Here is an 18,734-nt window from a genome sequence, read left to right on the forward strand (position 1 = left end):
TTACAAGTCCATTTCTGTCATGCTGCTATCATCAAGGGCTTTACTAATATCACGGCCGCTCACTATATCGCTCACAACAGTAACCTGAGGCTGACTTTGCTCGGTACTTGCTGCTCGCGCTGATAATAAATCGTCAATTCGTAGCGCTAATTGCGCCACGCTAGGGTAGTCAAAAATATCGCCTACCGTCACCCGTACTTTAAATTGCAGATTAATTCGTGACACAAGCTGCATAGCGAGTACAGAGTTACCACCACAATCAAAGAAACTTTCTTGGGTACCTAATACTGCAACCTTAAGCAATGCTAAATAGTGTTGCAGTAAGCTCATTTCAGTCGCGCAGCTGGGGGCAATACGCACTATTGCCGATTGCATAGCCACAGTCGGCAGCGGTAATGCTTTAGTGTCTAATTTTCCATTTGGTGTGGTTGGCCACTGCGTTAACCAACAGATTGATTCTGGCACCATATAACTTGGTAGTGATTGTGATAGCACACGGCGTAATTCACTCACACTCCAAACACTTTCTAAACTGTCGTCCTCAAGGCTGTAAGCACATAAACTCGGCTGGCCTTGATTGTTTGGTTTGATAAAAACACGTACATCTTGGTTCGCAAATAACAAGCGCAGGTGGTGTTCAATTTCACTTAATTCAATACGATGCCCATTGAGTTTAACTTGTTGATCTAACCGCCCTTGTAGTTCAATCCGACCATCGAGTAAACGCCTTGCACGGTCGCCCGTTTTATACAAACGCTGATGCGATTGACGATTAAAAACATGACTAACAAAACGTTCAGCGGTGAGTACTGGTTGCTGTAAGTAGCCAGTCGCTAATCCTAAACCACCGATCCATAACTCCCCCCACACGCCAATGGGTAGCGGTAAACATGGACTTTGTGCATCCTCAGCCATAACATACAAGCTCGTATTAGCAATTGCTGAACCTATGGTAATATCATCACTGTGCTGAATATGGCTAATTGCAGACCAAATGGTGGTTTCGGTTGGACCATACATATTCCATAAATCCCCCTGCTGCGACAGCACCGCCTGAGCAAGTGCTGGATCAAGCGGCTCGCCACCACACAAGACCTTGATACCCGCTAAACAATCAGGTGCTGCATTTATTATTAATCGCCATAAGGTCGGAGTCGCTTGCATAATAGACACTGGGAAATGTGCGATTAGATCGGTAATTGCATATGGATCACTGCATGTTTGCTCACTCGCAAGCAGTACATTGGCCCCAACAATTAAGGGCGAAAACAGCTCTAGCATCGCGATATCAAAGGCAATAGTGGTAACTGCTAACCAGCAATCGGTTGGCTCGATGCCAGGCTGTACCGTGATAGCGAGCAACAGGTTTTGTAGCCCTTGGTGATTAATTTCCACACCTTTAGGTTGCCCCGTTGAGCCCGATGTATAAATAACATAAGCGGTTGATAAAGGAGCAATAATGCGATCTGGATTACTGCTTTGCAAGCCTGTAAGCACCACAGTATCAATATCTAATACTGGCAATTTGTTGCTCGCGATAATTGGGCTACTATCACTAAAACTGTCACACAACAGTAAATCAGCTTGTGCATCAGCCAGAATATATTCAATCCGTGCTTGCGGAAAAGTAATATCGAGTGGCAAAAATGCAGCCCCGGTTTTTAATACCGCTAATAAGCTAATAATTAGCTCCGCACGCCTTGGTAGTGCAATTGCCACTAAGCTGCCGGACCCAATACCTTGCTCTATAAGATAATGGGCGAAGGTATTTACGCGTTGATTTAACTGTGAATAGTTAAGGCTTTGGCCATCACAGGTAATAGCAATATTGTCAGGATATTGAGTCGCAGCATATTCAAATGCAACGATACAAGAATCGCCACAAAGTGGCTTATCAACACGCTCACATTGCTCAGTAACTAGTGTCGCTATTTGTACATCATCTAACAATGAACAGTTCGCACTGTTTAGTTCGTCTGTCCCAACAGCGTTGCTAAACAACCCTATTAACCCAGATAACCAATGATTTACCTGTTCATATGTAAATTTATCTTGTTGATATTCAAGGGTGAGTGACCAACTGTTAGCAAACTGAGTTAAGTTACAACTTAATTGGAATTGGCTATAACAGCTATTGCTTGGCATGGTATTTAATTGCAATTCAGTAAATGCCGGTAAGGCCGTAACTTTATCTAAATTAAATAAAGTATTAGGTAAATTAAGCGATTCATTTGCTAACGCTGAATAAGGGAAATGTTGATGTTCAAATGCAGTTAATAATTCAGATTGCACTGTTTTGATTAACGCTCGAACACTACTGATGTTTGCAACATCAATGCAAATTGGTAAAATATTCGTGCAATACCCGACTAATTCGCTATCGGAAGATTCTGCGCTATCAGCTTGAGGGAGTAATTGTCGATCAGAGCAAGGGATCCCAACGGTGATCATTGACTGCTGGCTAAGCTTACTTAACCACGCTATATATAACCCCAATAAAGTGGCAAATTGACCGCAGCCCTGCTGTTTAGCCAGATCAGCAATATTTCCTTTGGTGTGCTCATTAAGCTCAACAGTCAATACCGATACTGCATAGTTCGTTGTCGTTGCAATCGCAGTGTTTGTTGGTAGTTGCAACGGCATACTTGGCGCTAGTTGTGCCAACCAAAATGCCTTATCTTGCTGGTAATTAGCAGACTCTTTATAGTGGTCAAGTGCTTTAACATATGCACTAAAGTCTACCGGTGCTGCCAACGCCTCTGTTGTGGTGTTGTTATAGTGTTGGGCAACTTTACTCAAAATAATCTGCAACGATACGCCATCACAGAGTAAATGATGCGTAACCACACTTAAGTAAGCAGTATTATCATTTTCTCTTAGTAGCGCAAAGCGACATGCAACTTCATTATTAAAATCAAAAGCATGGTAACGTAACTCCTGCAATTGAGTTGCTACAGCGATATTATTATCTGAGTGTTGTAGATTAATAACTAACAATTGAGGACGATGCTCAGCCACTAACCTATGGCAAAGCGTATCGCTATCAATTGCATACTGTAAAATAGTGCACTCTTGTACTGTTTTATCAACTGCGGTAACTAAGCGACTTGTATCTAACTTACCTGTTAATTTAAGTACGGCTTGTAAATGATACGCAAAAGCCCCCTCTGGTGACTTTGACGCTAAGGCAAGTAATTGCTGCTGCGCTTCGGTCAATGGAAATGTCGCCGGCAAGGTGTTTAAGCCCGTCTTATCATCACGGTCACTACCGAAATAACCTGCCGCCTTTAAGCTCAAGGCACTGTCTTTAACTGCGGTAATAATGATCGCTATATCTGCATCGGTATGTGCTGCTGATAAAAAGCAGTTACGCCCTTCCCAAATAAAGATGCCACGATTAAGCATTTCATAAAAAAACATATCTAGATTTTGGCTAAATCTAAAACGAAATAAAGAGCTAAAAGCTTCAATTTGGATTGGGATCATTGCATCAGTAAAAAAGCGATTAAGGGTTGTTTTCAAATAACTGGTTTTATCAGTTAGCCTTTGTTGTAACTGTGGTCCTTGGCGTTTAATTTCGCTTAAAACCGCTTTTGCACTGGCCATTGCCATTGGGTGTTTACAAAATGTTCCAGCAAAAAAAGTCGTATCAGCTTGTGGATAAGACTGATCGCCATATTGCCATGCACCGCCATCAATGCCGTCTAAGTAATCGGCACTACCAGCAACAACTCCGATTGGTAACCCTCCACCAACAATTTTGCCATAGGTTGCCATATCAGCTTGGATCCCCACTAATCCCTGTACGCCGCCAGGATGAGCGCGAAAGCCGGTGATCATCTCATCAAAGATCAGTGCTATGCCATGCTCTGCGGTTATTGCTCTGAGCTCTTTTAAAAATTCCCACGGTTGTATTTCTGGGTATCTGCTTTGAACCGGTTCAACCAATACCGCAGCAATTGTATGTGCATTTGCACGAATAATTTCCAGCGCCTGCGGGCTGCCGTAATCTAATACTAAGTTGTCATTAACTGCACTTTGGCGAACACCTGCGCACATAGGCTCAATGTCTCCTTGGCCCACAGAGTGCGCCAAAGTACCATCATAATGACCATGATATGCCCCACTAAACTGCACAATTTTGTCACGTTTTGTATGATTGCGTGCTAAACGCAGTGCAGTCATGACCGCTTCGGTGCCTGAATTACAAAACGTCACACGCGCCAAACCAGTTAATTCGCTGATCAAAGCAGCCACTTCACATGCTAAAGGACTGGCTAAGCCTAATTGAATACCTTGCTCTAGTTGTTGCGCTAAGGCAGCAGTCACAAACTCGGCTTGATGGCCAAATAAATTAACCCCAAAATCCATGGTAATATCGATGTATTCATTGCCGTCTATATCCCATAATCTGGCCTGCTCGCAGTGCTTTGCATAAATTGGATAAAGCATTTCCTTGCTTGATAACCTAAACCCAGCTGAGGCTCTGCAATCAGCTAAGTAGCCACGATGTTGAGCAACCAGCTTTTTAGATACGCTGGTTTTTGCGCAGTAGTCAGCTTTTAGTTGTGCAAAATGCTGCTGCATAGCGGGTGACTGGTGCTGCATGTGTAATTGTCTAGTTTGCGATGCAGGCAGTTCTGTGGCGCGTTTATTTTCCGGCATTGCAACTGTTTTTACTTGCTGCTGAGGCATATTGTCTGGCGTAACACTTGCCGTGGCGGTTATAGCACTGCCCTGTAAAAAACCTAATTGTTGCGCTGTCACCGCGGCAATGCTTTGACGGCCAAAATCATTAGTTACACTCGCGGCCGCTTGCAGCTGCTGCTGGCAAATTGCCATGATAGTCTGTTGATCGACACCCATATTGGCTGAAGAAGTTGTGGTATCAGAGTGCGAAGGTTTATTTTGCTCTACAAGTGCAATATCCGAGGTTAACTGGGCATCGTCAGTGTCTGGGGAAAAATCACTATGTTGCGCAATATAATCCAATAAACTGTCCACTGTGCTTAGTTCTTCGTAAAACTGGCGTACGCTAAACTCTAAACCAAATTCTCTTTCATAGGTGCGTACGGCTTGCATTATCATTAATGAATCAACCCCCATTTCAAGTAAGGGCACATTCGTTTTAATAGCAGCAACTGGTAATGATAATAAATTTGCAAGATTAGAGAGTACGATGTCACGAATAAGCTCAGTTCGCGCAACAACTTGGCTTATGTTTGTTGCCGATTTATTGGCCTGCATATTTTCCTGCATTGCAGTACTTTTTAGCGCTGGTTGCTTTGCTGTTGGCACTATCCAATGTGCAGTTTTTGCAAACGGATAAGCGGGTAATGGCTGTTTTTGAACATTTATTTGTGGATAAATATGCCCCCAATTTAGCTCAATGCCTAATTCAAAAATACGCCCTAAACTGGTTACTAAGCGTGTTTTATCAGCACCTTGACTGTGCAATATAGGTAAATATTCAGCAGCTAAATGGGGCAAGTTTTCTTGCAATAACGCCATCAACACAGGTTTTGGGCCAACTTCTACCACACACAAATGCTCACGTTTTTCTAACTCCTTCACGCATAAATCAATGCGAACAGGTTTAGTGATCTGCTCAATCCAGTATTGAGGGGTTGCTAAAGCGTCTGTTTCTAACTGACCCGTCACCGACGACAACAAGGGATAACAAGGTTTGCTATAGTTTACTTGCGCTGCTACAGCCGCAAAATCATCAAGCATTGGCTCCATCAGTGGTGAGTGAAACGCGCGTGCTGTGTTGAGCTGTTTAACCGTTAGATTCTGTTCTTTTAACAACTCAATGGCCATCTCAAGCGCTGAGTTTTCGCCTGACAACACCACGCCAGAAGCACCATGATAGGCTGAAATTGCAATTTGCGTCTGGCCATTGTCATGGCATTTTGTAATGACTTGCTGGGCAACGTGCTCACTACAACGCACTGCAAACATGCCGCCATTATCAGCAAGTTGATGCATGAGCTGGCCACGCGCAGCTATCAATAAAATAGCATCAGCTAACGAAAACACCTGAGCGATGCATGCCGCTGCATACTCCCCAACACTGTGACCTAATAACAGCTTTGGGGTGGCGCCAAAGTGGATCATTAGTTTCGCCGTAGCATACTCAACTGCAAATAAGCCGACTTGAGTCCAGTTAGTTTGTTCTAATAACTGTTTATGGCTTTGCTGATACAGAACCGTTAGCAATGACTCACCGAGTCTATCGCCAAGTAAACGGTCACATTCATCAAGCGCGTTTTTAAATACAATTTGCGTATCATACAATTGTTTTGCCATTGCAGGATATTGCGAGCCCTGACCAGTAAATAGCATTACTAACTCATAATTTGTCGCAGCTTTATCATTTTCAGCCGCACTTAAATGCGAGGTTGTATTTAAGCCACGCATCGCACGTAATAAATCAGCACGATCTACGCCGCATACGGCACGTTTTGCTTCTTTACACTTAGTCAGATGTGCTGCTGTGTAGATCAGCGCATCAAATTCATTCTCAGATGCACTCGTTAATCTCGCTTCATAACGCGTCAGTAAAGCGGCTAACGTATCAGGAGTTTTCGCTGATAGCGGTAACAGGTAAAATCCCGTTTGCGAGGCTAAATCAATGCTATCCACCGCACGTTGTGGTGCACTCGCACAAATAATATGTGCATTGGTGCCACCAAAACCAAACGAGCTAACACCAGCAATACAGCCATTATCTGAACTAACAGGCCACGGCTGTAAATCACGATTAATTTTTAACGCAATTTTATGCCAAGCAATGTGCTTGTTAAGCGCTTTAGCATGAGCTTGGCCGGGTATTTTTTTATGTTGCATACATAACATGGTTTTGATCACACCAGCGATGCCTGCACCCGATTCCAAATGGCCAATATTCGCTTTCACAGCGCCCACAGTAAGTGGCTCAGCTAGGCTTGTTTGTGGCCTATAGACTTTACTCAGCGCCGATACTTCTATTGGATCACCCAGCTCTGTACCAGTGCCATGGGCTTCAACATATTGCACGTCAGCTGCTGCAATTTGTGCATTAGCTAACGCCGACTTAATAACACTTTGCTGTGACAAGCCATTAGGTGCTGTAATGCCATTACTGCGGCCATCTTGATTGACTGCACTGCCTTTTAGTACGCCGTAAATAGGGTCGTTATCTTGTACTGCCTGCGCTAACGATTTTAATAATAAACATCCCACCCCTTCACTTCTTACATAGCCATCTGCGGCGTCTGAAAACGTTTTACAACGGCCATCTTTTGCAAGCATTTGCGCGTTTTCACAGGCGTTCGTTACCTCATCACTGAGGATCAGATTCACCCCGCCCACCAAAGCTTGGGCTATTTCACCACTGTGAATACTTTGCATGGCTAAATGCAATGCAACTAACGAAGATGAGCATGCTGTATCAACTGCAATACTTGGCCCGCTGAAGTTGTAATAATACGATAACCGATTAGCCGCAATACTCAGCGCAGTACCAGTACCTAAATAAGCATTTTGCTTTTCATATTGCTGAGAAAGTAAGAAGTAATCATTTTGCGAGATACCAATATAAACCCCTACTTTTTCCCCCGATAATTGCATCGGCGCATAACCTGCGGCTTCAATGGCATGGTAACTGGTTTCTAGCAACAAGCGATGCTGAGGATCTATATGCTTAGCTTCGGTTGGAGAAATACCAAATAAATTTGCATCAAATTGTTCAATGTCACTGATGTAACCACCTAGACGGGTATTATCCAAATGTGGGCATAACATGCCGCGACTTTCGTTTGGCAGGCCAATTGCATCTTGTTGGTTACATAATAGCTGCCAAAACGCTTCTATACTTTCAGCTTCAGGGTAACGACATGCCATTCCTATAATAGCAATGTCTTTGTTCGTGGTGTCCCTTGGAGAGTGAGCAGCTTCATTAAATGTGGGTATATCTGCGGGCATAGTGACTGCATTTGATGATATAGCAGCGGTGCGGATCGCAGCAAATTGCCATAAATAATTAGCAAGCTGTGAAATAGATGGATAGTCATATAAAACCGTCGGCTCTAACTCAATATCATGCAATTCCATTAACTCACCCGAAATACGCACCGCCTTCATTGAATCAACCCCTAAAGATTGAAATGAGGCATCAACAGCAAGTAATTGCGGATCCATATCAACTTCCTGTGCAACGACGCTTTGCAACAAGCTAAGTAAATTTGCCTGTTGTTCATCTTCATGCACAGAGTGACTACGCAATATATCTGCTGATTGTGGCGCAAACGTTTCGCTCTCAAAACAACCACGCAATTGGTAAAGCGGCGTTAGCTGCTGCGCTAAGTAATGACGTTTGTTTTCTTGACGTTGAATTTTTCCGCTCGATGTTTTTAATACCCGCCCAGGTTTTATCAGTACCACATCATAGGGCGTAATACCGTGATGCTCTGTAATCGCTTGGATCACATCTTTACATATCGCTTCAGGATCAAGGTTACGCACCGCAGTACGCTTTACTTGTTGCACAATGACGAGTCGCTCTTGCTGTTCGCAGATTATCGAAAATGCCGCACCACCGTTATTATCAAGTGCCGCATTTGCATTACTTACCGTCAATTCAATATCTTGCGGGTAATAATTTTTACCGCGAAAAATTAATACGTCTTTAGAGCGACCGGTGACGAACAACTCATCGTGATATACAAAGCCTAAGTCGCCAGTGCGTACGTATGGACCATCGTTATCATCAATATAGGCCTGAAATATTTCTTTTGTTAATGCGGCTTTTCCCCAATAACCTTGTGCAACACTTGCACCTTTGATCCAAATTTCGCCGGTTTCGCCGTCAGCACAACGTTTATTAGTGTCTGTATTAACAATGGCCATTGTATGGTTGTGCCAGGTAATGCCACACGACACCGCATAATAAGGCGAGTTATCGGATGATGTGTGTAAATCACAAAATGAATCATCATCGCCATGCGTTACGTTGGTTAGTTTACCTGCTTGCAATTCGGCAGTGACAAGGCGTAACACTGTTGGTGGGTGTGATAACTTACCCCCGCTTGCAAATAAAGTTGTTTCCGCCATGCCATAACAAGGAGAAATACTGTCACGGCGAAAACCACAGGCTTTAAATTTCTCAACAAAGCGCTCCAACGTCGTCGATCGAACGGGCTCCGCACCATTTAATGCAGAGCGCCAATGCGATAAATCGAGATTTTTTAAATCAGCATCTTTAACTGTATCGACACATAAATCATAAGCAAAGTTAGGCGCACTGGAGGTTACAGCTTTAGTATCACTTAACAGTTTGAGCCAGCGATACGGCTTTTGTAAAAAGTAAGTCGGATTCATCAAAGCCGCTGGTGCACCAATATAGATCGGATGCAAAATACCAAAAATAAGACCCATATCATGAAAGTGCGGTAACCAGCTAACAATGCCGGTGGTGTGATCATGGCCAAAGGCTTGCTTCATCATTTCTTGATTATCGAGAATATTGGCTTGGCTAACCATTACCCCTTTTGGCTCACCCGTTGAGCCAGATGTGTATTGTAGAAAGGCTAATTCGTCAGCTGCTACTTCGCAGTGCTGAAAATCTATAGTGTCAATTTGATAAGTGGGTTCAGCGTCAGTGGTAAAAATAGCTAAATCAGCCAATAAAGGTTCAGCTTCAAATAATGGACGTGCTATTTCATTAATTTTTTCTGTGGTCAGTGCACCTTTCGCACCAGCATCAACAACAATAGTTCTTAAACGGTCAATATTTTGATTCTTTTTGGGAGGATAGACAGGAACAGCAACAATGCCAGCGTACAGACACGCAAAAAATGCCTCCACAAATTCAAAACCAGAATTAAATAGCAATAGCGCCCTATCCCCTTGCGAAAAATGCTCCTGCAAGTGCCGAGCAATTTGCTTAGCACGTTCATCTAACTGTGCATAAGTGAGTGTTTTACAAGGTTGCTGATCGTCATAAAAGTATTGATATGCAGTGTCACTACCACGCGTGTTAGCTAATTTAACTAACCTAGCCGCTAAATTTATATTCATTCCATGACCTATTTTTGTTTGCGGCTCACTGCAACACCAAAGCCTAAAATAAAGCTCTGCACTTCTACAGCTTGGTTGCCTCAGTGTATAAACCACTAAAATTGAAATATAATCAATTACATAGATTCATAACATTACATTAGTTAACGATTGCAGATCTTGTGATCCGCAAAATATAAGTAACGTATTGAAACTTAAAGGTAAACTAACCGCTAAAACCACAAGCTACGCTAATCAACTGCACCTTAACTTTGCAATAACTTTCATTTAAAACTTGGTATATAAATACCAATAAATAAAGTTACTATGATAAAAATAATTAATATTGCGACTAGAGAGTAGTACAAAAAAACTAGACCAACATTAACAAAACCAATAATTTACAAATTAACACCAAAAACCACCCTAAAGGCGTATTTATAAGTCAACCCTCAATGCTAAGTTTCATATTACTTGATCAAACCCTATAGAAACATTACAAGGCATTACATTTTATTAAGAATTGATTAACGCAAAGGTAGTGATTGATTTAAGGCAACAATTAGCTTGAGCTATTGCTTACCTCAGCTATTTTCAGGCTTTCTGCGTGGGTATTATTGGACTCTGCAAGTTACGTGACTAAATACGCAGTGACTAAATGTGATGCAGAAATCTATCAGATATAAAAAACTCAGATAAATTGCGCAATTTTGTTCAAGTTTTTAAGTTTCAACCTGCTTATACTCAGGCAATAGGTTATTAGTAAAGAGCGTGAAGCAAATGAATCAATTTCAGTACAGCAACGATAAAACATTAAACCAGTTTACCCTGCTTGATGCGAAGATGACTGACTTTAGCTATTCAAAACACGCCCATGAAGAATATTCTCTAGGTGTAACTTTGCAAGGTCGGCAAGATTTTTTCAGTCAACGTGCGTTTCACAAAAGCCCTACTGGTGGAGTGATAGTATTTAACCCAGAAGACGTTCACGATGGTCACTCAGGTTTAACAGAACATCTTGAATACGTGATGCTCTATGTACACCCAAGTGAATTTGAACCAATGTTTAAAGCATTGGGCTACACTAAAAACGCAGCGCCTAGAGTGGCATCCCCTTTATTAAACAACCCTGTATTAGCGCAGCAAATCCTAGCCCTTAAACGGCTCACAAATAACGGCAACTACACACGCATAGATGGCGAAGCTGCGCTGTTTAATATTGCCCATTCGATCATCAAGCAAACCGGCTGCGCTATTGCCGCACTCAGTATCAGCTCAAAAAAAGACACCTTATTACTTAAGGCAAAAGATTACATCATGGCAAACTTAGTCAATGACATCTCGATCGATGAAATTGCTGCTGCCGCCACGTTGTCGAAATATCATTTTATTCGTTTATTCAACCAACAATTTGGCATCACACCGCACCAATATGTGTTGAATTGTCGGATCAACCAAGCTCGAAAATACATTGAGTCTGGCTTTAATGTCTCTCGGGTCGCATTAGATACGGGCTTTGCCGATAACAGTCATTTAAACCGTCACTTCAAACGTGTTTTTGGTTTAACACCCAAACAATACCAACTACAACTCTCGCTTTAAATTACAAGGGTTCACTATGTTAGAAATATTCGCTTATGCCATTGGTATAATGTATACCCCTGGGCCTATAAATTTGCTCGGTCTGCAAAGTGGTATCAATAATAAAACCACCGCTCACTTAGGCTTTTTTGCCGGTGTAGCCAGTGCGATGCTGTTGTTATTTTTACTTTTAGGCTATGTGGGGATTGAGTTGATCCCAGCGAAAATACTACCGGTTTTAAGCTTTGCAGGGTGTTTATATATTCTCTATATCGCGGTGAGAATAGCTAAAACACAGGTCAACTTTGACAACCAAACCACCAGCACAAAGCCGCTCACCTTTAGTAACGGCCTATTTATGCAACTGCTAAACCCCAAAGCACTAGCGGCAACCTTGCCAATCACTACCATTCAGTTTCCAGCAGCGGGCATTGCTGGCAGTAGTATTGTGTTGTGGTCATGTATTCTCGCACTATTAGCATTCGGCGCACCGGCAAGCTACTCACTCGCAGGACAAGCCATAGGTAAACACATGACCAACGCAACGTACTTTAAAATAATAAATTTATTGATGGCCGCATTGCTTGTGGTAGTCGCGGTAGATATAGCCGTCACGCAAATAGTAGTAAAGTGATAACGGCAAGGTTTGCCCCAGATTTTTAAACACACCAACTCTGGTCCCTGTCTTATAAACGCAAAAGCCCATATTGAATCAATCAATATGGGCTTTTCTATAAGTCGTAAGCTTATAAAGAAGAGTGTTATTCAGCGTAAATTAGGTTATAAAAAACCATCTCGCTGTTGGCAACAATCATGAGCGCTACAAACGGTTAATCACTTTTTATGCTGTAAACTCATGTACTCTAAATTATGGCTCACTGCTTTTTTGTAAAAGTGTAATTGCTTTAGTACAAATCGTTTTAGCTTGTTCATAATGATATTCCTATTAGGTTAGTCGTGTTTGTTGCCGACAACTGAACTTTAGAGTGTTGACTCAACTTCTACAAACGATATAAATAAACTCAATAGGTGAAGAAAACTAACCCGTAGACTTGAGGCTAATACAAAACAAGTTACACCCCTTATTAAACCTGCAGTTACGATGTAACTACTACAAAATTTACCTTCATAAAGAGTTTTTAAAACGCATATTCGGCTCTAAAGTTAGCGTATAAAAATCAGCAACTATTTAAGGTTAATTTTTTAACCCTTATTTAATATTACTAATTGGCTTAATTCCTTTATAATCTTGCTGCTGTCATATTGAGTAAACTAAATTGTCGGCTTTTTAAAACTCTATTTAAGGTACGATTTTAGCAGTGAAAAACTTTATGTCTGTATTCAGTTGGTATCATGCATCAATTAAGCAAAAAATTGGTGGACTATTTGTTTTTCTATTAGCGTTTATGTTTTGTGTTATCGTTTTTTCGGCCTATAAAGTCAATCAGATCGAACGTGAAATGCGCGTTGTAGCCTTTTTGGATATTCCGTTAAGTCAATTGATGCAACAAGTTGAGTTCATAGAACTTGAGCAACACCTGCAATTTGAACAATTTCAACTAAAAAAACAGATGGGTGATAAACCACTCAACCCTCACCAACAGTTTACTTTTGAAAAACAACAAATAAAAAAATTGCTTGATAAAGCCGTAGCACTGATCAGCCACTCATTAGCATCAAAAGAAGTGGTTTTACAAGCTGAAGCTCATCAAAAGGTGGCCAACAAAATTGAAAACTATGCAAAAAAAAGTAACGAGTTCGAAAATTACCTCTCTAATATATACGCTCGAGAGCAACTGACTGAACTAGAGCGCCAGCGTGTTGAAGAAATGGCCACAGAACTAGAACATGCACAGAGAAAAATCATACTGCAATTAAATAAATTAACCGCTGATGATGCTTATTACACAGATGAACACGAAAAAGACTTTTTATTTGTAAGCACCCTCCTAGGCCTATGCGCAATTATTTTAGGGCTGCTGTTAACTAGCTATATTATTCAAATTATTTTACGCCGTATTCAGCGAATTCAATCTAACATCGAGACTTTAAGCACCTCTTTTGAGCATCACGAATTACCATTAGAGCTGCAAAATGGTATAAAAACCAAAGATGAATTAGCTGCATTAGAACACGATATCAAAATTGTCATTTCACGCTTAAATCAAGAAATGACCAGCCGTGAGGAAATTGAAAAACAATTAATAATATTAGCAACACAAGATCGCCTCACCGGTGTATTTAACCGCCATAAATGGGAAGAACAGATAGAAAACCAGATCAATATGGCATCACGAAGTGAGTATCAGTTTGCATTAATAATATTAGATATTGATCACTTTAAACAAGTTAACGACCAATTTGGCCATCAAATAGGTGATCGATTATTAAAACATCTTGCGACACAATTACAACAGCAAATTCGCACCGAAGATATGATATTTCGTATCGGTGGTGAGGAGTTTGCTATTATTTCCCCCACACAAGATAAGCAACAAGCCCATCAACTTGCAGAGCAATTACGAGTGTATATTAATGAATTAGATGAGGTAAGCTTACCTAAAGTGACTGCAAGCTTTGGGGTAACATGTTATCAGACAGATGACTCGAGTTCAGTTATTTTTAATCGCGCAGATAAAGCACTCTATGAGGCAAAAGCACAAGGTCGTAATTGTATCGTAGTCGCTTAACTTGTATAGGCTGTATTAGTTCTGATCAAATTTATATACAGGCTTTACACACATGCAACTACCTGTGGTGATACAGTTAACTGGCAAACTCAATACAATATTCTGCCGGCTCTATTTGTATTTGAGTTGCATAGAAATTTTTGGATAACTGTAAGTTATTTGCCATTTGATCTGAATTAAGCGTGTTGAGGTGAGCCATTAGCGCTTGGCGCTTTTCGATCCACTCACTAGGAAAGCATGGATTATCAATAAAATGTGATACAGCTCTGAACTCAAAGTAGATAGTTCTTCGTATAGCTGAACCTTTCTGTCTACCTGATGCATGAACCGTGTTTACATGGTGAATTACCACATCACCTGCATTGGCCGTAATATCCACATACTGTAATTGTGCATTGGATAGCTGGCGCTTTAAATCACACACACTTGCTTGGCTGCGATGAGATTGCGGGATCACTGTTAACGCCCCTTGCTGCGCTATTGCATCATCTAAATATACCCCCACGGTAAAAATAGGCTCTTGAGTTTTCACTGCCATATCACGGTGCCAATCAAATCCGCGTGCATCTAATGAATTTTTTATCACAAGTGACTCATAGCTAGGTAAAACAGCTTCGCCGATAATAGCCTCAACGTAACTCATTAGTTCGGTTTGCGCTAGCAGATGAGCAAATTGTGGCTGAAATTGAAAAAGTTCATTAACGCGATAAACAAAAGGCTCATCTGCAGTTTGCATAACAGCAATATTATCAAATGGTAAACCGGCTACATAGTGTGACTGTGCTTGAGCAACTAACTCATCACAAAAGTGCTGCAGCTTTGTGATTACACTTGGTTTAAGTACTTGTTTAATTTGTACAAACCCCTGCTGCTTAAACCGTTCAACCACTAAATTGGTTTGCATATTTAATATCTCCTTTTAATATACAGGCACTAAAATTTGTAGTCCGGCGCTATCAATAACCAAACAGACTGTATTTTACTTACTCAACAGTTCAGAAAAGTAATAAAAAAGCATACTAACCTTGCTCAAATCTAGCTAGCACATATTCGATGAATAATCTGACGCGCAATGGTAAATGGTCTCGATCCCGATATAACATAAATAAAGTGCGTGCCTTGCTTTGCCAATCAGGTAAAACATGCTGAAGCTCACCTTGAGCTATCATTGGTAATGCATAATAGTCAGGAATATAACCAATCCCCAAGCCTTTTTTAACCGCGTGTGTGAGCATTTGAATTTCATCAAGCTCTAAACGAATGCCCTTACTGGGTTGAAAATCATAAGCGTCATCATTTTGTTTATTTACTAATTGCCAAATAGACATCGGCTGGCAAATCACAGCGCTTTTTGCACATAAATCAGTGGGATGCTTAACACTGTCGGCCACCATCTGCGAATTACTGCACAAAATAAAGTGAATATCTTTAAGTGGCCTCGCAATCCAATTATCAACCACCGTATTACCCACCCTAAACACCACATCCATTGCTTGCGCTTCAATATCAATTAAAGTATTCGAGAGCCTAATATCTAGTTGGATCTCAGGATATTGCAGTAAAAAATCATAAAAAATATCCCTTAAAAATTGCGAGCCAGCATTAATAGGTGCACTGATTATGATCTTACCTTTCGGTTGATTTTTCTCGATATGAAGATCATCATTAATGCCATCTAACTCAGTAAACAATGCACTCGAACGTTGGTAATACAACTCCCCCATATGGGTCAGCGATACGCGATGAGCATCACGGTTTAACAATCTAAGCTGTAAATCATCTTCAAGTTGTCGAATACGACGGCTCAATGTTGATAAAGGCACTGATAAAGCCAGTGCAGCATCTTTAAAACTTTTTAAATGGGCAACAATACAAAAATAGCGTAAATCGTCTAGTGAATATCTATATTTCATTTTTGGAATCTACTCTCTTATTTTTGCTCATTTATCCACATTATGGAAAGTAATACACTTGTCGCAACTTTTCAACATCTCTGGATTGCTGATGAACTTCTCAGCCAACACAAAAGCTATTTTACTCCTGTTATTATGTGCATTTTTTTGGGGAAGTTGTTTTCCTATTGGTAAACATGCATTAAATCAAGTACACGCACTGACTTTAGTATTTTGGCGCTTTAGTATTGCCGCAATTTGTTTGGCTATCTACTTAAAAATAATTAACAGTGCAAAACCGAGTTTAACGTTCAACCAATGGGCTTGGGTGATTATTGTTAGTGCTGTTGGCGTAGGTGGCTTAAACCTCGGTTTATTTACTGGGCTAGAGCATACCAGTGCCGCAAACGGCTCGTTAATAATGGCGCTGAGCCCACTTGCAACCTCATTAATAAGCTCAATTGCAAAGCGCTCAATGCCTACTGCAGCGCAATGTTTTAGCTTAATCGTTAGCCTATCAGGTGTATTATTAGTTATCACCAATGGCGACTTAGCCGTGCTTTTGAATATGCAAATCAATGCCGGCGACAAAATGATCTTTTTAGGTATGTTAGCGTGGAGTTCATACACTTACTTTAGCCAAGGGATCAATCAGTACATGCCTGTATTACCTTATACTTTTGTTAGTATGCTAAGTGGTGCAACAATCATTGGCTTAATGTGTTTAATTACCGCTAATGTACACCCACTCAGCGAACTCATTAATAGCTCAATGGTAGGTATTATCGATGTTATTTATATTGGCTTATTTGGAACTGTTGCCGGCTATCTGCTGTGGCTTAATGGCATACGCCAACTTGGCTCAGCGAATGCGTCGTTATTTTTTAACTTCGTTCCTGTATTTGCCATGTTAACAGCATTTTTGATGGGCCAACCTATTACCGAACTACAATTAATTGGCATTATTGTTGTGATCATCGGCTTATTACTGCCACGGTTAGTTACCCTCAAACGCATTCCTGAACCTTGTAAATAATAAGTAATACAGGACCATAACCGCATATTATTTTAGGATAAACGGCTAAGTATGGCCGTTACTCTTTAAATAGAAATAGTTACAATAATGCATTAGCAGTACACATAAACACTAAAGAGCAAAAAAATGAAAAACAACGACGCTGATTATGGCTTGCCGGTACTTAAGAACCGCGACAAAACCATTATGGATGAAGTGATCATTTTATTCTTTTTGGGTTTATTTGTGTGTCACTTTATCCCCGCCATACAACCGTATATGCAAAAAGGCTGGCAGGCTATGGAGTATAACGGCGCGCCCTGGTACTTTGAGTTTGTGATTGTAGGTTTACCGTTTCAACGCTTGGGTTAATGCGTTTATTTAGAGCGTTTTGGGGAAGTCGGGAAAAGAAGGAAAGCGCTAGTTAATAGCTAGCGCCTTAAGCTTTAATTTTGCGAGTTATCAATTTTAGAAGTTAACTGACCTCCGGCAAAGCCAAAGCCGGAGGCTTATTTGATTACGCCCTCAAAGGGTTAAAGAAAACGCCCAAGGCGTACTACACTTGAAACTTTAATTGATCGTGAGCTTACGACCTAAACCCGCCTTGTAAATCTACCGCACAACTTGCCGCTACGCTGATTAGAAATTTACCTCATGAAGAACAATTAGAGTTAATTGGGTTTTAGACTATAGAATTTTTCTAAATTGGTTTTCATAATTCCTATGTCGATATATATCGTAAAATTATCTTTGATACTTAACTGATTGTTAGCACCTAATTTAACTAGATATTTTTTGCAAAAGACACATGAATCTAATAATTTTTCTAACTGATCTTTGTAAATTTGTTTGTTATCATCTGTACTTTGAATAATTTTTATTAGATAAGTATTAGCTAATTTAATATCACATAGAGTATGCATAAAACTATCGTATCCATTCTCATACTTTTGATTTAAAGCACCTAGCCTATTTAAATATAAGGTCATACGTTCAAATTTCAATCTGAATACATCTAATTCGCTTATATTTCTCTCAAGTTGCAACTTGCCTACGCTTTTATTATCGTTTATTTGAGCTATGATTTTATTTATCTTATTAATAAAAATAATTATTTCCTGATCGAGCCCTAATAATAAATTAACTTCTATTTCTGTTTGTGCCTCAAATAATAAATTTTCTTTGTGCTCTATCCTACTTTTTCTGTATGCAATAAACGCAATAATTACACCAACCACAGTAAACAAACCACCCAAAAAACTTGCTATATTAGTAAACTTTTCGGCTAACCCATTTGGGTCAATAAAAATAACAAAACCACCTGAGATACCAAATATCATAGCGCCCGCCAAAAAGTAAAATTCCCAGTAAGGGGATTTTAAATTATCCATGTATTTATCCAGACTTTTAAGCATTCCATTGAACCCTTTATTATAATTATTTTAAGTGTATAACATTGGATTGTATGCAAAGTCTATGAATTTCAAACATAAAAAAGGCCGACACCCCATGTCAGCC

Annotated in this window: 8 protein-coding genes and 1 pseudogene; 5 read left to right on the forward strand and 4 right to left on the reverse strand. The window is 40.5% G+C overall.

Annotated elements, in window-relative coordinates; translation table 11 throughout:
* Nucleotides 1-10,059, reverse strand: a complete 10,059-nt coding sequence (locus ENH88_RS21925) for a non-ribosomal peptide synthetase/type I polyketide synthase (protein ID WP_304185599.1) — start codon at nucleotides 10,057-10,059, stop codon at nucleotides 1-3.
* A 759-nt stretch (nucleotides 10,060-10,818) separates the two neighbouring features.
* On the opposite strand from ENH88_RS21925, the gene ENH88_RS21930 reads away from it, so the two are divergent.
* From ENH88_RS21930 to ENH88_RS21940, 3 genes are all read left to right on the forward strand, one after another.
* A complete protein-coding gene (locus tag ENH88_RS21930; RefSeq protein WP_304185600.1) occupies nucleotides 10,819-11,640 on the forward strand; it encodes an AraC family transcriptional regulator in 822 nt (273 codons plus the stop codon).
* Between the two features lie 16 nt (nucleotides 11,641-11,656).
* A complete protein-coding gene (locus ENH88_RS21935; protein ID WP_304185601.1) occupies nucleotides 11,657-12,253 on the forward strand; it encodes a LysE family translocator in 597 nt (198 codons plus the stop codon).
* Between the two features lie 697 nt (nucleotides 12,254-12,950).
* Complete coding sequence (locus ENH88_RS21940; RefSeq protein ID WP_304185602.1) at nucleotides 12,951-14,309, forward strand: GGDEF domain-containing protein; 1,359 nt, start codon at nucleotides 12,951-12,953, stop codon at nucleotides 14,307-14,309.
* A gap of 76 nt (nucleotides 14,310-14,385) precedes the next feature.
* Here the strand turns inward: ENH88_RS21940 and ENH88_RS21945 are convergent, their stop codons facing one another.
* The gene (locus ENH88_RS21945) at nucleotides 14,386-15,213 is read right to left on the reverse strand and encodes a phytanoyl-CoA dioxygenase family protein (RefSeq protein WP_304185604.1); all 828 of its coding nucleotides are present in this window, start codon (nucleotides 15,211-15,213) and stop codon (nucleotides 14,386-14,388) included.
* A 115-nt stretch (nucleotides 15,214-15,328) separates the two neighbouring features.
* Nucleotides 15,329-16,222 (reverse strand): LysR family transcriptional regulator, encoded by an 894-nt coding sequence (locus tag ENH88_RS21950; RefSeq protein WP_304185605.1) that lies wholly within the window; start codon nucleotides 16,220-16,222, stop codon nucleotides 15,329-15,331.
* A gap of 58 nt (nucleotides 16,223-16,280) precedes the next feature.
* Between ENH88_RS21950 and ENH88_RS21955 the strand changes: the two genes are divergently transcribed.
* Both ENH88_RS21955 and ENH88_RS21960 read left to right on the forward strand, forming a co-directional pair.
* Nucleotides 16,281-17,237, forward strand: coding sequence for a DMT family transporter (locus tag ENH88_RS21955; RefSeq protein ID WP_304185606.1), 957 nt, complete (start codon nucleotides 16,281-16,283; stop codon nucleotides 17,235-17,237).
* A gap of 129 nt (nucleotides 17,238-17,366) precedes the next feature.
* Nucleotides 17,367-17,644 (forward strand): annotated as a pseudogene (locus ENH88_RS21960) (hypothetical protein); the annotation flags it as partial.
* A gap of 243 nt (nucleotides 17,645-17,887) precedes the next feature.
* On the opposite strand, the gene ENH88_RS21965 reads toward ENH88_RS21960, so the two are convergent.
* Entirely contained in the window at nucleotides 17,888-18,607 is a 720-nt protein-coding gene (locus ENH88_RS21965) for a hypothetical protein (protein ID WP_304185607.1), read from the reverse strand.
* Between the last annotated feature and the right edge of the window lie 127 nt (nucleotides 18,608-18,734).

It is taken from the genome of Pseudoalteromonas prydzensis (assembly GCF_011050055.1).
Lineage (GTDB): Bacteria > Pseudomonadota > Gammaproteobacteria > Enterobacterales > Alteromonadaceae > Pseudoalteromonas > Pseudoalteromonas prydzensis_A.

Excerpts from the sequence above, each read along its gene's own strand:
- ENH88_RS21925 (WP_304185599.1), bottom strand. The coding sequence starts at position 10,059 with ATGAATATAAATTTAGCGGCTAGGTTAGTTAAATTAGCTAACACGCGT.
- ENH88_RS21950 (WP_304185605.1), bottom strand. The coding sequence starts at position 16,222 with ATGAAATATAGATATTCACTAGACGATTTACGCTATTTTTGTATTGTT.
- ENH88_RS21930 (WP_304185600.1), top strand. The coding sequence starts at position 10,819 with ATGAATCAATTTCAGTACAGCAACGATAAAACATTAAACCAGTTTACC.
- ENH88_RS21965 (WP_304185607.1), bottom strand. The coding sequence starts at position 18,607 with ATGGATAATTTAAAATCCCCTTACTGGGAATTTTACTTTTTGGCGGGC.
- ENH88_RS21940 (WP_304185602.1), top strand. The coding sequence starts at position 12,951 with ATGTCTGTATTCAGTTGGTATCATGCATCAATTAAGCAAAAAATTGGT.
- ENH88_RS21945 (WP_304185604.1), bottom strand. The coding sequence starts at position 15,213 with ATGCAAACCAATTTAGTGGTTGAACGGTTTAAGCAGCAGGGGTTTGTA.
- ENH88_RS21935 (WP_304185601.1), top strand. The coding sequence starts at position 11,657 with ATGTTAGAAATATTCGCTTATGCCATTGGTATAATGTATACCCCTGGG.